Annotated in this window: 12 protein-coding genes and 2 pseudogenes; 9 read left to right on the plus strand and 5 right to left on the minus strand. The window is 72.5% G+C overall.

Going from position 1 to position 18642, the window contains the following annotated elements; all coding sequences use genetic code 11:
- Positions 1-234 precede the first annotated feature (234 nt).
- The 5 genes from ACLZN2_RS49020 to ACLZN2_RS49040 all read right to left on the minus strand — a co-directional run bounded on the left by ACLZN2_RS49020 (position 235) and on the right by ACLZN2_RS49040 (position 6233).
- Positions 235-2811 (minus strand): FtsX-like permease family protein, encoded by a 2577-nt coding sequence (locus ACLZN2_RS49020; RefSeq protein ID WP_416986566.1) that lies wholly within the window; start codon positions 2809-2811, stop codon positions 235-237.
- Positions 2808-3611: an ABC transporter ATP-binding protein gene (locus tag ACLZN2_RS49025; protein WP_416986567.1), complete on the minus strand. Its 804-nt coding sequence runs from the start codon at positions 3609-3611 to the stop codon at positions 2808-2810. The genes ACLZN2_RS49020 and ACLZN2_RS49025 overlap by 4 nt, the downstream gene beginning before the upstream one ends.
- A 28-nt stretch (positions 3612-3639) precedes the next feature.
- Positions 3640-4131, minus strand: a complete 492-nt coding sequence (locus ACLZN2_RS49030) for a hypothetical protein (protein WP_416986568.1) — start codon at positions 4129-4131, stop codon at positions 3640-3642.
- 189 nt (positions 4132-4320) lie between these two features.
- On the minus strand, positions 4321-5022 hold the full coding sequence (locus tag ACLZN2_RS49035; protein WP_416986569.1) for a response regulator: 702 nt from the start codon (positions 5020-5022) through the stop codon (positions 4321-4323).
- A 5-nt stretch (positions 5023-5027) separates the two neighbouring features.
- On the minus strand, positions 5028-6233 hold the full coding sequence (locus ACLZN2_RS49040) for a sensor histidine kinase (RefSeq protein ID WP_416986570.1): 1206 nt from the start codon (positions 6231-6233) through the stop codon (positions 5028-5030).
- A gap of 183 nt (positions 6234-6416) precedes the next feature.
- Here ACLZN2_RS49040 and ACLZN2_RS49045 point away from each other — a divergent pair, with 183 nt between their 5' ends.
- From ACLZN2_RS49045 to ACLZN2_RS49085, 9 genes and pseudogenes are all read left to right on the plus strand, one after another.
- The gene (locus ACLZN2_RS49045; protein WP_416986571.1) at positions 6417-7031 is read left to right on the plus strand and encodes a GIY-YIG nuclease family protein; all 615 of its coding nucleotides are present in this window, start codon (positions 6417-6419) and stop codon (positions 7029-7031) included.
- A gap of 44 nt (positions 7032-7075) precedes the next feature.
- Positions 7076-7351, plus strand: a pseudogene (locus ACLZN2_RS49050) (MarR family transcriptional regulator); the annotation flags it as partial.
- A pseudogene (locus tag ACLZN2_RS49055) lies at positions 7345-7740 on the plus strand (MBL fold metallo-hydrolase); the annotation flags it as partial. The pseudogenes ACLZN2_RS49050 and ACLZN2_RS49055, both read left to right, overlap by 7 nt.
- A 1-nt stretch (position 7741) precedes the next feature.
- A complete protein-coding gene (locus ACLZN2_RS49060) occupies positions 7742-8194 on the plus strand; it encodes a nuclear transport factor 2 family protein (protein WP_416986572.1) in 453 nt (150 codons plus the stop codon).
- A gap of 151 nt (positions 8195-8345) precedes the next feature.
- Entirely contained in the window at positions 8346-14393 is a 6048-nt protein-coding gene (locus ACLZN2_RS49065; protein WP_416986573.1) for a hypothetical protein, read from the plus strand.
- Complete coding sequence (locus ACLZN2_RS49070) at positions 14390-15958, plus strand: hypothetical protein (RefSeq protein ID WP_416986574.1); 1569 nt, start codon at positions 14390-14392, stop codon at positions 15956-15958. The genes ACLZN2_RS49065 and ACLZN2_RS49070 overlap by 4 nt, the downstream gene beginning before the upstream one ends.
- 194 nt (positions 15959-16152) lie before the next feature.
- Positions 16153-17487 (plus strand): ferric reductase-like transmembrane domain-containing protein, encoded by a 1335-nt coding sequence (locus ACLZN2_RS49075; protein ID WP_416986575.1) that lies wholly within the window; start codon positions 16153-16155, stop codon positions 17485-17487.
- Between the two features lie 172 nt (positions 17488-17659).
- Positions 17660-18124 (plus strand): hypothetical protein, encoded by a 465-nt coding sequence (locus ACLZN2_RS49080; protein ID WP_416986576.1) that lies wholly within the window; start codon positions 17660-17662, stop codon positions 18122-18124.
- Between the two features lie 148 nt (positions 18125-18272).
- Positions 18273-18642: ATP-binding cassette domain-containing protein (locus tag ACLZN2_RS49085; RefSeq protein WP_416986577.1), on the plus strand; the 370-nt coding region annotated here is incomplete at its 3' end.

Raw genomic sequence — 18642 nt, forward strand, 5'->3', positions numbered from 1 at the left:
GGGCGGGTGGCCTGCTTGGGGCGTCTGGAGGGCGGGCCTTTGGCGTCGGCCTGCCCTCGGTGGGCCGGAGTACGGGGCGGCTGAAGGCACCGGTGGCCCCGGGCGGTTGGCCCGGGGCGGTGTGGTGGGGCGTCTGGGGGGCGGGTGGCCTGCTTGGGCGCCCGGGGGGAGGGCGGGCCTTTGGCGTTGCCCTCCCCCCGGTGGCTCTTCAGGCCGCGTCCCCCCGGTGTCGGCTCACTCCGCGTCGCCCAGTGCCGTCATCGGCGTCACGCGGGTCGCGTGGCGGGACGGGAGGAGGCCGGCCAGGGCTGTGAGGAGGGTCAGGGCGGTGAGGACCAGGAGGAGTTGGCCCTGTGGTAGGAGCAGTGGGGCTTCGCTGACGGCGCTGCGGACGAGCAGCCAGGCGTAGGGGACGCCGAGGGCCAGGCCGAGGACGCTGCCCAGGACGCCGTACAGTCCCGCCTCCAGGGTGATCGTCCGGCGCAGGGCGCCGCCGCCCAGGCCCAGCGCGCGCAGCAGCCCGAACTCACGGGTGCGTTCGATCGCGGTCAGGCTGGTCGTCGTGGTGACGCCGACGACCGCCATGAGGATGGTCAGGGCGACGAGCCCGAGCGCGGTGGTGAGCAGGATGTCGAGCGTGCCCTTGTTGTCGTCCCGGACCTCCGCCAGGACCTGGAGACCCACGTCGTCCGGGTCGGAGGCGTGCGCCCCGATCAGGGTCTCCAGCGCCCGGTACGCCTCACCGCGCGCGGCGGCACCCCGGTGCGCGGCGTCGGCGAGGACGCCGCTCGCGTGCGCGGGCGCGCCGAGCCGGTCGAGGTCCTCGGGGGCGACGACCACGTGCGACTGGAGCGGGCCCTGATCGGGCAGTGTGGCGGCGACGGTGAGTCGGAGCCGGCCGTGGCGGGACGGGAGGGTGAAGGTGTCGCCCGCCCGTACGCCCAGTGACTCGGCCAGGGTCGATGAGACGACCGCGTGGCCGGGGGCGAGGTCGTCGAGGGAGCCGGTGACGGTGTCGATGTCCTCGCCGGTCGGCAGCGCGTCCGGGTCCAGGTCGCTGACCTGGAGCTCCATGCCGTCGAGGGGCAACAGCAGGATGCGGTAGGCGGTGACATGGGCCAGCTCGGGCGACGCGGCGAACTCCCGGACCGCGCCCGCGCTCCAGCCCTTGGCGTCGGCCGTGACCTGGAAGTCGGCGGGGGCCGTGACGGCCGCGTTCCGTTCCATGTAGCCGCCGAGGCCGGCCACGGCGACGAGGGCGCCGGAGACCAGCGCGACCCCGAGGGCGACGACCACGGAGACGGCCGCGGCCCGGCGCGGGGTGCCGCCGACCCCGCTGACGGCCAGCCGCCCGGTGGTGCCGAGCCGCCGCAGCGGCCACCCCGCCACGGCCAGCACGGGCCGTACCAGCAGCGGCCCGAGGGCGACGAGCGCCAGGAAGGCGAAGCCCGCCGACACGACGGTGACGAGCATGCCGAAGTCACGGTCGTAGTCCTGCTGTCCCGGCTCGGGCAGTTCGCTCACGAGCAGGGCGGCGAGCCCGGCGGCCAGGGCGGCGAAGACGATCCCGGCGGTGAGCCGGGCGGGACGGATCCGGTGTTCGCCCGTGACCGTCCCGGCCGCCCGCAGCGCCTGCAGCGGTGACACACCGGCCGCCGCCAGCGCCGGGGCGAGCACCGCGCCGACGGTCACCAGCACCGCTCCCACGACCACCAGCACGCCGTACGACACCCCGAACCCCGGCGCCGACAGCTCCCGTCCGGCGAGGAGGCGCGCGGCCGTCGGCGCGAGATGCCCGGCGCCGAGCGCCAGCAGGACCCCGGTCGTGCCCGCGACCACCCCCACCAGGGCGCCCTCGACGGCGAGCGCGGTCACCAGCCGGCGCGATCCCGCGCCGATGGCCCGCAGCAGCGCCAACTGCCGCAGCCGCTGCGCGAAGACGATCCGGAACGTCGAGGTCGCGACCAGCGCGGCCGCGCCCACCGCGACGGCCAGGAACACGGAGATCAGCTGGAACATCTCCCGCAGGTCCCCGCCCACGGCGTCGCGTTCCTCCTGGGCCCGCACCGCGGCACCGGTCTTGACGGTCGCGCCGGGAGAGGCCTTGTCCAGCGCGGCCCGCACCCGCTCCGCCAACTCGCCCTGCGCGACGCCGTCCTCGGCCCGGATGTCGACGCGCGGGAAGCCCGGCGACTGGGTGTACGGCAGCAGGCGCGCGTCGGTGGCGTACCCGCCCGCGTGCTGTTCGGCCGTCGTGGAGCTCTTCACCACGCCGGTGACGGTGAAGGAGACCTTGCGGGACTTCTCCGGGTCCTCGGGGTCGGGGAGGAGCAGGGCGGCGCGGCTGCCGGGCTTGAGCAGGAGCTCCTCGGCGGCCTGCCGGTTGACCGCGATCTCGCCGGCACGGTCGGGGTAGCTGCCCTCGACGAGGCGGACCTGGGACAGCGGGCCGGTGCCGGGGTCGGCGTAGAGCGCCAGATAGCGGTCGAACCGTCCGGCGAGCGGCGCGCCGTCGTCCACCCGCCCGACGGCCTCGGCGACCCCGGGCAGCGCGCGGATCCGCCGCAGTGCGGCCGTGTCGAAGCCGGTCCCCGCGTCCTCGCCGGGCGCCGCGACCAGGCTGACGGCCTCGGAGGTGCCGCGGAAGCGGTCGAGGGTGGTGTTCACCGTGATCTGCTGGGCCATGACGGTCGCGAAGACGACGAAGGCCGCGACCAGGACGGACAGTCCGGTGGTGAGCAGTCGGCCGGGGCGGCGGAGGAGCTCGGCGAGCTGCGAACCGAGGACGGTCGCACGCCAGGAGGGCGTCATCTGGTCCTCCCCAGAGGGGACTTGGCGTCGTCGCCGGTGAGGCGTCGGCCGGCGAGGGGGCCCTCGGCGAGGGGGCCGTCGGCGAGGCGTTCGTCCGCGAGGCGTCCGTCGGCGAGGACGAGGACCCGGTCGGCGTAGGCGGCGGCCCGCGGGTCGTGCGTCACCATGACCACGGTCTGGCCGAGGTCGCGCACGGAACGGCGCAGGAACTCCAGGACCTCCGTGCCGGACCGCGAGTCCAGGTTGCCGGTGGGCTCGTCGGCGAAGACCACGGCGGGCCGGGCCACCAGGGCCCGCGCCAGCGCCACCCGCTGCTGCTGTCCGCCGGAGAGCTCGGCGGGCCGGTGGGACATGCGGTCGCCGATGCCGAGCACCCCGACGAGATGGTCGAGGAGGTCCCGGTCCAGGTGCCGGCCCGCCATGGTGACCGGCAGCGCGATGTTCTCCAGCGCCGTCAGCTGGGGCAGCAGGTTGAACGACTGGAAGACGAAGCCGACCTTGTCCCGCCGTACGCGGGTCAGCGCCCGGTCGGACAGCCCGGTGAGGTCCGTGCCGTCGAGCACCACCCGGCCCGAGGTGGCCGAGTCGAGCCCGGCCAGACAGTGCATCAGCGTCGACTTGCCCGAGCCGGACGGGCCCGTGATCGCCGTGAACCGGGCCCGCGCGAGGCCGACGGTCACCTGGTCCAGGGCCCTGATCTCCGTCTCGCCCTGACGGTAGGTCTTCACCAGATCCGCGGCGACGGCGATGTTCTCGTCATCGGAGGGGGCGGTTGTTTGCGTTCGCTGCGCCATGGCCATGAGCCGCATTCCCTTTCCCGGCCCGGTGTCAGTTCGCGAGCGGGGGGAAGGTGATCATCATGAGGGCCTCGGCGCAGTGCGCGTTGGCCTTGTCGGACAGCTTCGACACTTCCCGGTCCGACGGCGGAGTCCCCACGCCCTTCGCCTTGTCCGCCGCCCAGATCTCGTACTGGGCGACGCGGAAGCCGAGGTACCCGTCCTTCATCTGCGCCCTGCGCATCTTCATCGTGTCCTGCTCCCACTTGACGACGGCCGCCTTGTCGCTCGGCAGGTTCTGGGCGTCGTCCACGATCCGCTGCGCCAGCGCGCAGTCGGCCTTGGAGGCCTGGCTGAGCTTGTTGTGCTCGTTCCACCAGTACGCGGCGGAACCCGCGATGACGGCGGAGAGGGCGAGGGCGAGGGAACCGAAGACGATCGCCTTCTTCCGGCGGGGGCGCTTGGTGGCGACAGTGGCAGCGGTGGCAGCGGTGGCAGCGGCGGCAGCGGTGGTGGTGGCAGTGGCGTTGGAATCGGCAGACATGACGACCTCCGAGAGATGTCCGGGAAGTTCTCCGGGGAATCCGAAGTACTGAGGAAATTCTCGAAGTTCGGGCGGCTCGGCACATCGGCCGGCAATTCGATGTCCGTACGGCGGTCATGCGACCGGGGTCAGAGGGCGGGACTACGACCGCAGTCGCAGTCCCGCACGATGACGCCTGGTGAGGCGGGGTCAGCCGGCCGGGCTGACGAGGCCGGCGTCGTAGGCGAAGATCACGGCCTGCACGCGGTCCCGCAGGTCCAGCTTGGTGACGATCTTGCCCAGATGGGTCTTCACGGTCGCCTCCGCGATGAACAGCCGGTCGGCGATCTCACTGTTGGACAGCCCCTCGGCGACCAGGCGGAGCACCTCGCGTTCGCGCGCGGTCAGCAGGTCCAGCCGCTCGTCGTGCCGGGGCGTGGGCGCGAGCCGGCCCGCGAACCGGTCCAGGAGCTGACGGGTGACACGTGGGGCCACCACCGACTCGCCGGCCGCCACGACCCGGATCGCCGACACGACCTCCTCGGGCGGGGTGTTCTTCAGCAGGAAGCCGCTCGCCCCGGCCTGCAGCGCGGCGAAGGCGTCCTCGTCGGTGTCGAAGGTGGTGAGCACCAGCACCCGGGGCCCGTCGGGCAGCCTGCTCAGCCGCGTGGTCGCCTCGACGCCGTCCATGACCGGCATCCGGATGTCCATGATGACGACGTCGGCCCTGGTACGGGCCAGCAGCGCCAGGGCGTCCGCGCCGTTCTCCGCCTCGCCGACGACCTCGATGTCGTCCTGCGCGGCCAGCACCATCGCGAACCCCGCCCGGATCAGCGGCTGGTCGTCCACGACGACCACCCGTATCACCCCGCTCACCCCGCTCGCCTCACTCATCCCGCTCATCCCGCTCATCCCGCTCATCCTGTTCGTTCTGTCGTCTTCTTGAGGTGCCCCGCCAGGGGAAGCACCGCGTCGACCTGCCATCCCGTGCCGAGGCGCGGCCCTGCCGTGAAGGTGCCGCCGGACACCTCCAGCCGCTCGCGCATGCCCACGAGCCCGTTGCCGCCGCTGCCCCGGTCCACGGTGCCCCGCGGGCCGGCCAGCCTGCCGGCCCCGTCGTCGACCACGCCGATCCGTACGGCGTCCCCGTCGAACCGCAGCGAGATCGCCACCTGGGCGCCCGGCCCGGCGTGTCGCAGCACATTGGTCAGACTCTCCTGGACGACCCGCAGCACGGTCAGCTCGTCCGCCGTGGACAGCCCGCTCCGCTCGCCGTCGACGTCCAGTTCCACCTTCAGACCCGCCGCGCGGGCCCGTTCGGCGACCGTCTCGAGGTCGTCCAGCGAGACGCGCAGCCGACCGGATTCGGTCTCCCCGGCCGCAGCACGGCCGGTGCGCAGCACCCGCACGATCCGATGCATGTCCTCCAGCGCGTCCCGCCCGGTGTCGGCGATCGCCTTGAGCGCCGTACCGGCCCTGTCGGGATCGGACTTGAGGGCGTATCCGGCGCCGTCGGCCTGGAGGATCATCACCGCCAGACTGTGCGCCACCACGTCGTGCAGCTCCCGGGCGATCTCCGCGCGCTCCTCGGCCGCCGCGAGCCGCACCAGATGCTCCCGTTCCCGCTCGGCGGTCGCGGCCCGGGCCTCCAGGCTGGCCACGTACAGCCGCCGGGTCCGCAGCACCAGGGCGGTCAGCCACACGGCCGCGCAGACACCGGCGATCGCGACGATGTCGCCGAGTCCCTCGCCCTCCTCGTCGCCGAACGGCAGCAGCCCGCCGAACGTCACGAACACGCCCACCAGCACGATCGCGCCCGCCGCGTAGACGTGCCGCATCGAGCGGACGTGCGTGACCACGGACACCATCGCGATGAGCAGCGCCCCGTCGTACGGCATCGGCCCGCCCCCCAGCGCGAACTGGAGCAGCGCGAGCCCCGTGACGGCCCCCATCACCGCCGTCGGCCGGCGCCGGCGCCACAGCAGCGCCAGCGCCATCATCACGCTGATGAACAGGTGAACATCGTCGGGGGAGGAGGAAATGGCCGAGTAGACCACCAGCACCGCGAGCCCGACGTCGTACGCCGGCTGTACCCACGGCTGACCCTGCAAGCGGCGCACCATGCGCCACAGGCTACGCCGGGGACCGGGCGAGCGACCGCCCACGCCCGAGGCCCCTGCCCGCGCGGGCAACTCGGTGCCCCGGCAACACGGTTGCGGCGACCCGCCGGACCCGGCCGCATGTCCCGACGGAACCTGGTGGAGACCTGCCCCCGCTGCGGCCTCCGGGGCTTCTATCCTGCGGTCATGCCTGACGAGAGAGCCGAGACAGCCGAGACAGCCGCGACAGCCGCGACATCCGAAAGGGAGGAGGCGGACGAGACCGCCGTGCGACAGGCCGCCGCGGCCCTGTTCACCTCACCCCGCCCCCTCTCCGAGGCGGCGGCCGAACTGCCGCGTACCGCGGGCCTGTACGCGTGGTGGGCGGAGCCGAGTGTGCTGCCGGTGTTCTCCGGCCCGGCGAATGCCACGGACCCCGGCCGCCGGCTGCTCTACCTCGGCAAGGCGACCCGCCTCCGGAGCCGGATCACCTCCAACCACCTGAGGCGTTCCGGGAGTTCCACCCTGCGCCGGACGCTCGCCGGGCTTCTCCTGCCCACCGAGGCCTACCGGACGACCTGGACCGACCGGGTCGTCCTGGTCCCGGAGGACGAGGAGCGTCTCACCGCCTGGATGCACGAGCACCTCACCCTCACCTGGACCGAACTCCCCGATCCCCGCGAGGTGGAGGGCGAGTTGATCGCCCGGCTGCGTCCCCCGCTCAACGTCGACGGCGCGGAAGCCGGCCCCGCCCTCGACGCGGTGCGCCGGGCCCGGACGACGTACTACGAAAGCGCCGGCCCCCGCCCGGTCGGGGCATGATCGGTCCGACGGGATCGCGAGGAGACGAGAAGGGCGGCGAGGGCGTGGACGAGCGGGTGGAGGAGATCTCCTCGCCGGGGGAGGCCGCGAACAACGCGCTGGTGCTGGCGTTCGGGCGGCTGCAGGGTGCGGCGAACCGGCTGGAGTACATCCTGGGGCGCTCGCTGGAGCAGGAGTGCGGCATCACCCATCTGATGTTCGAGGTGCTGCTGATCCTCGGGCGGGCCGGTGAGCCGGGTCTGTCGATGCGGGCCGTGGCGCAGGAGCAGGTGCTCACCACGGGCGGCGCCACCCGCCTGGTGGACCGGATGGAGGCGGCCCGGCCGGTCTCCCCGACCGCCACTACCTGTGGCAGGCCGAGCACCGCGCCCTCCTCGGCGGCGTCCTCCTCTTCCAGCAGGAGCACGTCTGGGTCGCCGACACCCCCACCTCCGGCGACCGCGCCGCCTGGACCGACCTGCTGGAGGAGATGGCCGCCCTGCAGCCGGAGTTGGTCGTCCCCGGCCACCGTCTGCCCGGCACCGCGGCCGACGCCTCCGCCATCACCGCCACCCGCGACTACCTGCTCGCCTTCGAGGAGGAACTCGCCAAGGCGGCCGACGGCGCCGCGCTCACCGCGGCGCTCGTCGCGCGTTACCCGGACAACGGCATGCTGATCGCCGCGCAGATCGGCGCGAAGGTCGCCAAGGGCGAGATGAAGTGGGGCTGACATGAGCGACTCCGCCGCCTCCACCGCCCCCTTCGCCGCCTCCACCGCCTCCTTCGCCACCTCCACCGCCCCCGCCGACGTCGTACGACGCCAGTACCTGGCCTCGGCGGCGGGTGACCTGGCGGCCCTGCGCGCCACCCTCGCCCCGGACGTCGAGTGGACCGAGATGGCCGGCTTCCCCCTCGCCGGCACCTACCGCACCCCCGACCGCGTCACCGCCAACGTCATGGAGAAGCTCGGCCAGGACTGGGACGGCTGGACCGCCCACGACGACACCTACGTCGTCGACGGCGAGAACGTCGTCGTCCTCGCCCGCTACAGCGCGACCAACAAGGCCACCCGCAAGCCGATCGACGTCCGCGTGGCCCACCACTTCGTGGTCCGCGGCGGCCTGATCGTCCGCTTCGAACAGTTCGTCGACACGGCCCTCGTCCGCGAGGCCATGACCGACTGAAGTCGCGGCCGGCGGCGAACCGTACAGCTCACGCCTTCCTTACCATGAGCGGAGCACAGCACGTGACGGTTCGCTGTCGCGGGCCGGACATCATGTCAATTTCCTTGCTCACACGATGTGTTCACACGAAGAACGTGTGAGGATATGTCGCGTGTCGCCAGCCCACGAACTCCGCCGTTGGCTCTCCAGCCAGCCGTCAGAATCCGTGCAACACCTGCTGGCCTTCCTCGCGGTCGTCCACGGCCACGGCTTCGGATACCGGAGCGAGCCGACATCACAGGCTCGCTCGACCTCCTCGGGCATGCGTTCCTGGGTCGCCAGGGCTCCCGCGGACCTGCTCCTGCACATCGCCGAGGTCGGCCGCGAGGTGGCCGACAAGATGGCTCGTCAGCACGGCTTCGCCGGACAGGGCCTGCCCCACGCCGATGCCGAGGGACTGAAGTCGACGTTCACGGCTCTGCCGCCGTCGCTCGCATGCCTGACTCTCCACTGGTACGCGCTCACCGACGAGAACCCACCCGAGGGCCGGCGCGTCCTGGAGCACTGGGACATCCTCTGGCAGGCCGCCGCCACCCCGGCACCGTGGCCCGACCCTCCGAAGACCCGCAGGCGCTCCGCCAAGGCGGGGACACGTCCGAACAGCACGGCCCCGGCCTCACAAGAGGTCCGGCACAGCACGCGATCCCAACTCGCCGACAGGGAGAACCCGGTGCCCGACGACCTCGCCGAGCAGCTCGTAGCCGCCGCGCACCGGCTGCGCAGGGAGGGGGAGGCGCTGGCGGACCGGCTGGAGAGCCTCGCGACGGACATCCGCAGGGGCCTGGGCACGAGGGACGCCCACGTGCCCGCAGCTGTGGACGCCTGGTTCGGCCGGCGAGCCGAGACAGCCGAGTTGGCTCTCGGCCTCGGCGGCGGCGCCCGCTGGACGGATGCGCAGACCCATGACGATCTCGACCGGATCCTGGCGGACGTTCACGCGGCGAGGATCCGTGCGGAGATCGACACGGCCGTGGACGATCGCGCGCGGCTCGTCACGATGCTTGCCGGGACGAGCAATCCAGGTGTGCTCAGCGGGCTGCGGGCGGCGGTCGCCGCTATCGACACCCGGCTCGAAGAGCTCCGGTCGGTCGACGGGCCTCCGTCCGGGTCCCGGCCGACCGACCCGGTCACCGAGGAGATGTGCCCCGCGCCGGACACGACGGGCGGGGCGGCGGACAGCACGCCGGGCGAGGAGACGCTTCCCGAGGCGGGCGTGCGCACCGTACACGCCGCCGCCGCCGAGGAGGAGGCACCGCAGCGAGAAGCCCCCGCCCGGAAGCCCGAGCCGCTCACGGTCGTCGCCGAGTCGCCGGTTCCCGAGGAGCCGGGCTTGGACGCAGAGGAGCCGGGCTCGGACCGAGAGGAGCCGGGCTCGGACCGAGAGGAGTCGGAGCCCGCGGCGGACGCCAGCGCAACCGAACCCGAGGAGGCGCCGCTCGCGGCACCCCGTTCGGCGGCCCCGGTCCCGCGGACCGTTGACGGGCCGGAGAACCGCCCGGGACGGACGGGGCAGACGGGGCAGGCGGGACAGGCGGGGCAGGCGGGGCAGGCGGGACGGGCGGGGCAGGCGGGGCAGGCGGGATATGTGGGACAGGCCGCCGCCGTCCTTCCGCAACCGCGTACCGCGGCACGGCAGCCGGTGGCGCCGCTGGTGACGCCGCCGGTGGCACCGCAGGCGGCTCTCCCGCCGGACGTCTCGCAGCAGACGCCGGACGAGGGCGAGCGGGAGGCCGCCGACACCGCCGGGGCGGCCGCGACCGTCGGGTCGACCGACATCTGGACCCGGACGGGCGATCACCCCTCCCCGATGGAGAGGCTGATCGCCGAGGGCAGGCTGACCGAGGCCTACTGGCTGAGCCGGGCCGCCGGGGAGAGGGTGGAGCGGTGCCAGTCCCTCGCCTTCGCCGCGTCGGCGTTCGGGCTGGCACCCGGTCAGCAGACGGCGATGACGCTGCAGCTCAACGTCGAGGAGGAGTGCGGCCCGCTGCCGACGGCGGAGGACCGGGACGGATACCTCATCGCCCTGGCCGCCGCCGTACGCAGCGGTCTGCAGGCCGGCTGGGCGCTGCCGATCGTCAACGACTTCGTCCAGCTGCCCGGCCTGCCCGAGGTCTGGAACGAGCTGTTCCGGACGCTGGCCCAGGAGACCCGCAGGGGGGTGTCGCTCCAGCCGGGCGAGGAGTTCGGCCTCGGGGAGGACGTCACCGTCGATCCGATGGACCTGGGTGACCGGGCGGAGGCCCTCAAACGCCGCCTGACGACCAGCAAGATCGTCTACCAGCTCGCCTCGCGGGTGCTCCAGACCCTGCTCAAGGACGACGCGGAACTCGGGCACACGCTCAACCTGATCACGGCATGGTCGGTGGGCGGAGCGACCCCCGCACAACTGCGCCAGGACCTTGAGAACACCTACGGGGAAGACGACTCCGTCGATCGGATCATCAGGGACACGACGCGCCGGGTCAGTTCCCCCAACCAGCGCAAGACCAAGATCATCTCTACGGCTCTGGACCAACTGCGCGAGCGCATCGGAGAGGTGACGATGCTGCTGCGTGAGGCGGTGCAGGTCGCCGAGATGCCGCCGCGCGGTGACAGCCGACGGCTCCGCAGCGAGTTGGCGGACGCGGTCCGGGCGGCGCGGCGGGCGGCACCGCTGCCCGGCCCCGGCGGCGAAGCGGTGCGGTCGCTGCTCAACTGGATCGAAACCGGCCCCTCCCCGGTCCCGCCGGGGCCCGCGCGTGGGCTGCCCAGCACCGACTCGCTGCTCCTCCTGCCCGGCCTGACCTGGACCACGACGGACGCGGGTCAGGACGTACCGGACCTGTCCGCGCCGGACACCCTGGACGCCCTGCGGGAGCTCACGGATCCGGCCGACACGCAGAAGGCGTTCGCCGCCCACCTCGACCGCGGTGACCTGCACCTCGCAGGGCGGCTTGTCGAGCTCGTGGAGACGGGCAGGCTCCGGGCCGTCTCCACGCCGGAAGCGGGCCAGGCGGACGCGTTGCGCCGTCGGCTCGACGACGCCGAGGCCGAGTGGCGTGTCCGGGCCGGCGCGGCCCTGCGTGAGGCCGCCGACCTGTTCGCCCAGGTACGCCTGCAGAACCTGCTCACCCCCGGGCAGGAGAGCCACCTGGCGGCCCAGCTGCTCGATCTCGAGAACTCGGACAACGACCTGCGGTTCCGCCGGCGGCTGGAGCAGGTGCGGGACGTGGTCGCCCAGCTGCGCACCAGGGTGTCGGAGAAGACCGACCAACTGCGCGAACAACTGGCCGGGCTGAACCTGGGGGAGGTGGACGTCGCCCGGATCAGCGGTCTGATCGACCGTGGGGACGTCGCCACCGCCGAGGAGCTGCTCTCCTTCGCCCGCAAGGGCGAAAGCATTCCGGAACAGGCCGCCGAGACCGGCGCGGAGATGGCGGCCTTCCTGGAGGGCGTGCGGCACCCGGACGCCCCCAAGGCCAGCAGCACGGGAGTCAGCGCGCGCTGGTGGTTCGACCACTACGCACGCGCGCGCTCCCGGCAGGCGGAGACCGACGCGGTCAGGGTGGCCCTGGAGGCCTGGGACTCGCTCGGGCGGCCGAACGAGCGCCGCAACTCCTTCCAGAAGCACGTCCCCAGCGTGCTGCGCATGCTCGGCCTGAGCATCAAGGGCCGGGTCCGGCTCGGGGACCAGGACCGCAAGGACTGGCAGGTGATGACGCTCTCGATCACCGCCGAGATCAGCGACAACGTCCCCGGCTACGTGTCGCGGCTCGGGTCCCGCGCCGGTGGTGTCTACCGGGTCCTCGTCGTCGCGAACGAGGAGCTCGGTCCCGACGCCCTGCTGCGTCACCTGCCCGAGGCCGCGCTCGGCGCCAACATCATCCTCTACCTGCAGCCGCTCGGCATCGGTGGACGCCGGCGCCTCGCCCAGGTCTCGTACCAGAAGCCGCAGCAGGCCATCGTCGTCGACCCGGCCGTGTTCGGCTGGATCGCCGCGGGCGAGGCCCGCTCCTTCCGCGCGGTGCAGCGCGTGACGCTGCCGTGGGCCGCGTACCGGCCGTACGAGCCCTTCCAGGCCGGGCAGGTCTCCGCCGAGGTCTTCAAGGGCCGCGACGACGAGAAGAGCGCGATCATGGCCCGGGAGGGCGGCCTCTTCCTCTACGGCGGACGGCAGTTGGGCAAGTCCTCCCTGCTCCGGCAGGTGGCGGACAGCTTCCAGGCGGGGCACGGCGGCAAACAGGTCGCGGTCTACACGGACCTCCGCATCGCCGAGATCGGGCTCAGCCGGCTCCCGAACGAGATCTGGAACGTGCTGGCCGAGCAACTGAAGGTCGTGGGGGTGCTCGACAACAGCACGTCGGGGAACGCCGCTCCGGCCACCGTCGCCGCCCGGATCAGACACTGGCTGGACGAGGACTCGGAGCGGCGCGTCCTCTTCCTCGCCGACGAGGCGGACGCCTTCCTCAACGCGGACGCCCGCCCCGTCGACACCGCCGGAGCGCAGTCGACCTTCCGGACCCTCGCCGGCCTGATGCAGCTGATGGCCGACACCGAACGCCGCTTCAAGATCGTGTTCGCGGGTCTGCACCAGGTGCAGCGGTACAACCGGCTGACCAACTCCATCACCGGACACGGCGGCGAGCCGGTCCTGGTCGGCCCGCTGCGCCCGAAGGCCGCGGTCGACCTGGTCATCGAACCGCTGGCCGCGGTCGGGCTGTTCTTCGAGAACCCGGACCTTGTCTGGCGCATCCTGGCCCTGACCAACAACCAGGCCAACCTCGTGCAGATCGTCTGCGAGGGACTGGTCGAGGAGATGCAGAGCCGCGCCCTCTCCCCGGACGGCGGACGTCCCCGGATCACCGCTGCCGACGTACAGAAGGTCGTCGCTTCCGGAGGCATCCGCGACAAGATCCGCGACCGGCTCCGGCTGACCATCGACCTGGAGGACCGGTACCGCGTGCTGACGCTGATCCTGGCCCTGCGCAGCCTCACGGACGGCTATGCCCGCGGGTACACGCCCCAGGTGCTGCAGGAACAGGCGCACGGCGTATGGCCGGACGGCTTCCCGGAGCAGAACGGCGTGGACGAGGTCCGCACCGACCTGATGGAGATGGAGGGCCTCGGTCTGGTCCTCCCGCTCCAGGGACGCAGCAACAGCTTCGTCATGCGCAGCCCGAACATCGTCAACATGCTCGGCACCCGCGACGAACTCGACGCGGAGCTGCGCACCAGCGAGTTCACACAGAAGTACGACTACAACCCGCGCGTGGCCCGCCGGTCCATCGGCGTCGACCGCCGTCAGGTCATGCGGATGAGCCCGCTGACCGACGAGCAGTGGCACGACGCGCTCTCCCGGCGCGTCACGATGATCACGGCCACGACGGCACTCGGCGCCGGATACCTGGACAAGGCCGCGAAGCAGCACGCCGGAGAGGGCCGTCAGTTCGTGTCGGTGTCGACGGCGGAGCTGACCCAGACCGTCACCAAGTGGGCTCGCGAGCACACGCCGCACCTGCTCTTCGCCGACCTGCGCGACATCCCCTCGGCGGAGGTCCGGGACGCGGTCGAACGACTCGCCAAGTACGCCTCGGTGCCGGAGGAGGACGGGAAGGAGATCCCGCGCCGGCGCACGCTGGCCGTCGTCGACCCGCTGACCGCGTCCGGCCTGCGTCTCCCGGACGTGTTCCGGGTACAGCCCCGGCGCTGGAACACCACCAGTCTCCGCGCGTGGCCGGAGCAGCCGTTCGTCTCGGCGCAGGAGCGGCACAACCTGATCGAGGCGACCGGCGGCTGGCCCGCCGTCGTCGAGCAGACCATCGCCCGGTACATCCAGGGCGCCCCCCGGGAGGATCTCTTCGAGGCGATGCGGGTGCGCATGGACAACCCCGGTCACGCCACCGACCACCTGCAAAGGGTCGGGCTCTCCGAACGCCGTGTGCGGCAGATGGCCGCCTGGGCCGACATGTTCAGCCTGGAGGAACACCGCCAGGGCAAGGCCCATGCCGTCCCCCAGGACCTCGCCGTCGTGCTCGACGACGACCTGGACGAGGCCGAGGCGCTGCTGACGGATCTGGAGGCGCTCGGCGTCCTCGACGACGACGGTGAGGTCCTCACCGTCGACAGCGTCACCTTCCGTGCGCTGCGGACCGTGGCGAGGCTGCAGGACGGGTCGTTGTGACCGAGCTCATCGGCCCGGCCGGGGCCCTGTCCCCGGAGGCCGTCCTGCACCTGCCGGGCGCGCGACGCCACTGTGCGCGGGTCCTCGCGGACCTGCGCTCCGGGCTCACCTGCGTCTGGCTGTTCGCGGACGCCGAGGTGGAGTCGGATCGCGCCGACCGCGCCCTGGAGGCGGTGATCCATCGCCTCGACCACGTCGTGGACGTCCCGCGCAAGGAGACGCGCCCGCGAACCGCGCCGAGAACGGCCACGCCGCACGCGCGGGACCAGTGGGATGCGCTCGACACCGAGGACGCGCCTGTCCCCGGGACCTCCGAGGACGCCTTCGACATCGACGACGGCTTCGAGATCAACGACGGCTTCGAGATCAACGATGGCTTCGAGATCGACGACGGCTTCGACATCGACGACGGCTTCGGCGACTGGGACCCCTTCGGCCTCTCCGGACAGGCCGGGGGCTCCGGCCCGTCCGAGGCCCGGCCCCTCGCGGCAGCCGCCACCGCCCGGTCCTGCGACAGCCCGGACAGCGACATCGCCGTGCGCCTTGCCGACAGTCTCAATCTGCGCGGAGACCTGGTCTCGGAGCTGGTCGCCGACCCGGACCGCCGTGCGCCCGTGCTCGTCGTCCGCGCGTGGACCGAGTCGGATCCGCTCGCCGTCTCCCGGCTGATACGTCGTTTCCAGGCCGCTGTGAAGGAGGCCGGCCTCAAACCGGGCGACCGTCCGCGGCTCCTCGTGGCCTCTCGTCTGCAGGACCTGGAGGCGGACACCGTGGGGCTCCTCGACGGAACGGTGTCGAGACCACACTGGTGGTGGGGCGTCTGGAGTCACCTCGACACGGCCACGGTGGTCGCCGACGCCATTCCCCACGTGGGCGTCGGGCATGCCCACGACCGCATGACGCCCGGCAAACTCATCCGGCACGCCCTGCGCTGCGAGACGGTCGTCCAGGTGGCCGGTCCCGATCTGGGACTCGCCGTGCAGCTGGCCGACACCTGGAGCGGCAAGGTCAAGGACCTGGCTTCCGCTCTGCGTGAGTGCCGTGCCCTCCCCGCGGCACAAGGCGCCCACGCTCGCGCGACATCCGGCGCGGCATACGCGCCGTTCCCCGAACAAGGGCTGCGCGAGGCATGGTCGGCCGGACTGGTCGACAGCTGGGAGGGGCAGATTCGCCGCAGCCCCCGTTCCGGAGCCGCGGCACACGGCGCCCCGGAACTCGACAAGCTGGTGTGGCAGGCCCAGAACCGCGTGCTGCTGCCGTTGATCGACGACGCCCGCCTCGGCTTCGTCGAGCTGCTCCCGCGCATCGCGGTACGCGGCGTCGCACGACTCGTCGACACCTACGTCCGGCAGTCCCTGCGCGACGCCAACGGCTCGGCGCCGGACCTCGCGTCCATGGAACTGGGCGAGCTCTACGACGCGGCGGTGCACCGGGACATCGACCTCACCGAGGGTCAGTTCCGCCGACTGCGCACGCTCCGGTGGGCACGCAACAAACTCGCCCACCGCACACCTCTCGACGATGCCCTGCTCCAGGACCTGCTGGACGCGCTCTCCAGCTTCTGACACAGACGCCGCCCGCTGAGCGGCTCGTGACCGGCGCACTGCTCCAGACGGTTCCGGCATGAACGGATCGGGCCCACGCTCCGTATGCTTGTCCGGTCGGGTGCGTATCCGGACGAAATACTCGATCTTCATCGGGCCAGTGCATACGGGCCGCGAGTGCGGTGGCCCCGGGGGATGTGGGGGAGAGCATGGCGATGGCGAGTAATCCGGTGCGCGGAGGCACTGTGCCTCCGGTGGACGCGGCGCGTTGGGCGATGTGGACGTTCGTCGTCGTCAACGCGGTGATCGTCGAGGCGCTGTTCCTCGGCGCCGGTTCGGGCAAGAACTCGGTGCTCACGGGCGCCAAGTTCTTCGGACTGCACGCGGCCCTGCTGATGCTGTTCCAACTGCTGCTGGTGGCCCGGCTGCCGTGGCTGGACCGCCGCATCGGGATGGACCGGCTCACGGTGTGGCACCGCTGGGTCGGCTTCCTGCTGCTGTGGACCGTCCTCACCCACGCCACGCTGGTGGTGCTCGGCTATGCGAACCTCGACGACGCGTCCATGGGGAGGACGTTCGTCGCGCTGAGCGGGGTGCCGGCCTCCCTGCTGGGCATGCTCGCCGCGGCCGTCATCGTCGTGATCGCCGCGATCTCCACCCGGCCCCTGCGGCGGCGACTGCGGTACGAGGTCTGGCACGGTCTGCACCTGCTGCTCTACGTGGCCCTGGGCCTGTCGTTCGTCCACCAGCTGCAGGAGACCACGACGTTCACGTCCTCCGCGTTCGCCACGGCCTACTGGTGGATCCTGTGGCTGTTCGCCTTCGGCGCCCTGCTGACCGGGCGTGTCGCCATGCCGCTGTGGCGCAACGCCTACCACCGGTTCCGCGTCGCGGCGGTGGTACCGGAGTCGGACAACGTGGTCTCCGTGTACGTCACCGGCCGGCACCTCGACAAACTCCCGGCCAGCGCGGGGCAGTTCTGCATCTGGCGGTTCCCCGGGCACAACCACTGGTGGCTGGCCAACCCCTTCTCCCTGTCGGCGGCGCCGGGCGGACTGGGCCTGCGCCTCACGGCGAAGGCGGCGGGCACCACCAGCGCCGGCCTGCGGAACGTCCCGGTCGGCAGCCGCGCCTTCGTCGAGGGACCGTACGGGGCGTTCACCTCGCTGCACCGGACCCGGCCCGGCGCCCTGCTGATCGCCGGAGGGGTGGGGATCACGCCCGTGCGGGCCATGCTGGAGGAGGAGGCGACCGGCGACGTCGTCGTGCTGTACCGGGTGCGCAGCGAGGCCGACGCCGTGCTGCTGAACGAGGTGCGCCACCTGATCGCGCTACGGGGCGGACGGCTGCACCTGCTCACCGGCCGGACCGGCGAGGGCGGCACCCCGCCGTTCGGCCCGGGCAGCCTGCACCGGCTGGTCCCCGACATCACCGAACGCGACGTGTACGTCTGCGGCCCGCCCGCCATGACCAGGGCCGTGCTCGCCGGCCTACGGGACCTGCGGGTCCCCGCACGTCAGGTGCACGCCGAGAAGTTCGGTCTGGCCTGACCCGGGAAGGGGCCCGACGCCCGAACCGTTCTCCGGGCATCCCCAACTCCGGTTTCACCACCGCCGACACCCCTGAAAACGCTCTGAAACGGCGCTGAACGACGGGTCGGTCACGCTCTCGGGCATGACGACGACGGCCCCGCGGGGGGCAGCGGTTCGGGAGGGGATCACCATGAACGGCCTGCGACTGATCCGCCGTCACGCGGCGGCCTTCGTACGCTTCGCCGGGCTCGGCAGCGGGGTGACCCTGGCGGCCTCGGCGGCCCTGGTCCTGCTGTCGCAGTGGATACCGTGGATGGCGGCGAACGTGCTGACCACCATCGCCTCCACCGTGGCCGCCACCGAGCTGCATGCCCGGGTCTCGTTCGGCCACGGACGGCCCGGTCTGGCCGGCCATCTCAAGAGCGCGGCCACCATGGCCGTCGGCTGGCTGGTCACGTCCGCCGCGGTCGGCGCGCTCGCCGCGCTCCGCCCCGGCGCCGGACTCGTCCTGCAGCAGACGGTGTATCTGTCGGCCACCGCGCTCGTCGGGATCGGCCGCTATCTCGTACTGCGCCTGTCCGTGTTCGCGGAGCGCGCCCCGCGGCCGCGGACCGGCGGCGTCCGGTTGCGGGCCGCGTACGACGCGGCGGCGTGAGGTCGCGCAGATCGCGCAGATCGCGCAGATCACGTAGATGGCGCAGATGGTGCGCTGACCAGCGCGTTTCACCGCCTTGCCGGTTGGCCGTGGTCAGTGAAACCGCGCTGAAAGCTCGTTGAACGCGGCGCCCCGCAGACTCCGGGGCATGACGACAACGACCCACACCTCCGCCATCGCGGCCACGGGGCTGCGGAAGTCCTTCGGGGACAAGCTGGTCCTCGACGGCATCGACCTGCACGTGCCCGCCGGCACGATCTTCTCCCTGCTCGGCCCGAACGGCGCCGGCAAGACCACCGCCGTCAAGATCCTCTCCACCCTCATCACCGCCGACGCCGGCGACATCCGCGTCGGCGGCCACGACCTCGCCGCCGCCCCGCAGGCGGTACGCGCCGCGATCGGGGTCACCGGACAGTTCTCCGCGGTCGACGGCCTGATCACCGGCGAGGAGAACATGTGGCTCATGGCCGACCTGCACCACCTCCCCAAGCGGGAGGGACGGCGGGTCGCCGCCGAGC

It is taken from the genome of Streptomyces sp. T028, from assembly GCF_048159505.1.
Classification (GTDB): domain Bacteria; phylum Actinomycetota; class Actinomycetes; order Streptomycetales; family Streptomycetaceae; genus Streptomyces.

Bases quoted from the DNA above. Each gene is read 5' to 3' on its own strand.
- ACLZN2_RS49020 (WP_416986566.1), bottom strand. From the start codon at position 2,811: ATGACGCCCTCCTGGCGTGCGACCGTCCTCGGTTCGCAGCTCGCCGAG.
- ACLZN2_RS49025 (WP_416986567.1), bottom strand. From the start codon at position 3,611: ATGGCCATGGCGCAGCGAACGCAAACAACCGCCCCCTCCGATGACGAG.
- ACLZN2_RS49030 (WP_416986568.1), bottom strand. From the start codon at position 4,131: ATGTCTGCCGATTCCAACGCCACTGCCACCACCACCGCTGCCGCCGCT.
- ACLZN2_RS49035 (WP_416986569.1), bottom strand. From the start codon at position 5,022: ATGAGCGGGATGAGCGGGATGAGTGAGGCGAGCGGGGTGAGCGGGGTG.
- ACLZN2_RS49040 (WP_416986570.1), bottom strand. From the start codon at position 6,233: ATGGTGCGCCGCTTGCAGGGTCAGCCGTGGGTACAGCCGGCGTACGAC.
- ACLZN2_RS49045 (WP_416986571.1), top strand. From the start codon at position 6,417: ATGCCTGACGAGAGAGCCGAGACAGCCGAGACAGCCGCGACAGCCGCG.
- ACLZN2_RS49060 (WP_416986572.1), top strand. From the start codon at position 7,742: ATGAGCGACTCCGCCGCCTCCACCGCCCCCTTCGCCGCCTCCACCGCC.
- ACLZN2_RS49075 (WP_416986575.1), top strand. From the start codon at position 16,153: ATGGCGAGTAATCCGGTGCGCGGAGGCACTGTGCCTCCGGTGGACGCG.
- ACLZN2_RS49080 (WP_416986576.1), top strand. From the start codon at position 17,660: ATGAACGGCCTGCGACTGATCCGCCGTCACGCGGCGGCCTTCGTACGC.